The sequence below is a fragment of the Bacillus mesophilus genome (assembly GCF_011008845.1).
GTDB lineage: Bacteria > Bacillota > Bacilli > Bacillales > SA4 > Bacillus_BS > Bacillus_BS mesophilus.
Window position 1 is genome coordinate 1 of record NZ_JAAIWM010000022.1, and the last position, 1,440, is coordinate 1,440.

1 protein-coding gene is annotated in these 1,440 nt (G+C 36.4%); it reads left to right on the top strand.

The window, feature by feature from the left end; genetic code table 11:
* The first annotated feature begins 59 nt into the window (after positions 1-59).
* A protein-coding gene (locus G4D63_RS21605; RefSeq protein ID WP_163182127.1) for an IS3 family transposase occupies positions 60-1,408 on the top strand; the annotation gives its coding sequence in 2 pieces (ribosomal slippage) (positions 60-504 and positions 504-1,408; 1,350 coding nt in all).
* The last annotated feature ends 32 nt before the right edge of the window (positions 1,409-1,440 follow it).

Consider the following 1,440-nt stretch of genomic DNA (forward strand, 5'->3'; position numbering starts at 1 on the left):
CATTGAACTGCACCAAAATTGTTAGACAAAAAACTAACAATGGAGGTGCAGTTTTTTTTATGGCTAAATTTACATTTGAGGACAAGTTATGGGCAGTAAAAGAGTATGAAAATAGAAGCCTTTCTTTTCGAGAAATTGCTAAAAAGCTAGGTGCTAATCACAAACTAATTCAAAACTGGGTAAAACTTTATAAGGAACACGGAGAGGGTTCCTTAAGAAAACGTTATACAAAATATCCAGTTACGTTTAAACTGGAGGTACTCAAATATATGGACGATAATTGGGCATCCATTAGTGATACAGCTGCGAAATTTAAAATACCCGACCCCTCAACCATCAGTGCTTGGAGGAGAGCTGTTGATACAGAAGGAGCGGAAGCCCTCTTACCAAAAAAGAAGGGGCGACCTCCAATGACAAAAGAAAGACAGCAGAACAATTTAACCACCGAAACAAATGAATCCCTTATCCAGGAAGTTGAACGTTTAAGAATGGAGAACGCATATCTAAAAAAGTTGAATGCCTTAGTTCAGGAACAGAAAAAATTACAAAACAAATCAAAGCGCAGGTAATTTTTGAACTAAGGAATGACTATAAAGTCGCTGAGTTGATTAAGATTGCGGGAATTAAAAGAAGTACGTATTATTATTGGACAAAACACATGGACCGCCCTGATAAATACGCTGAGGTTAAAGAGGCAATACAAGTGATATATCATAAACATAAAGGTCGTTATGGACATCGCAACATAAAAAAAGAGCTTGATAAGGAAGGATTTAATCATGATCCGAAGACTGTCCTCAAGCTAATGAACCTACTTGGAATTAAGTGCCAAGTTCGTATGAAGAAGTATAAGTCCTATCGTGGTAATGTGGGGGAAGTTGCACCTAACCTTCTAAATCGAGATTTTCAAGCAGACAAACCTAATCAGAAATGGGTAACGGATGTAACAGAATTTAGTCTTTTCGGACAGAAACTTTATTTATCTCCTATTCTTGATTTATTTAATAGTGAAGTCATCTCGTATACAATAAAGTTCCGACCTTCTTTTGATTTAGTAGGAGAAATGCTTGACCAAGCTTTAGAGATTTTAAATCCAGAGGATGAGTTAGTTCTCCACTCAGATCAAGGATGGCACTACCAGATGGCTAAGTACCAGAAAACCCTTAAAGACAGGAATATAACCCAAAGCATGTCCCGAAAGGGAAACTGTCTCGATAATGCCGTTATTGAAAACTTCTTTGGCATCCTTAAAACAGAACTTCTTTATTTACAGGAGTTTGAAAGCATTGAACATTTTATAAAAGAATTACACGATTATATTTACTACTACAACAATATACGAATGAAGACAAAGTTAAAGGACCTGAGTCCCGTTGAATACAGGTCTCAGGTCCAACAAGCTGCTTAAAATATAATGTCTAACTTTTTTGGTTCACTTCA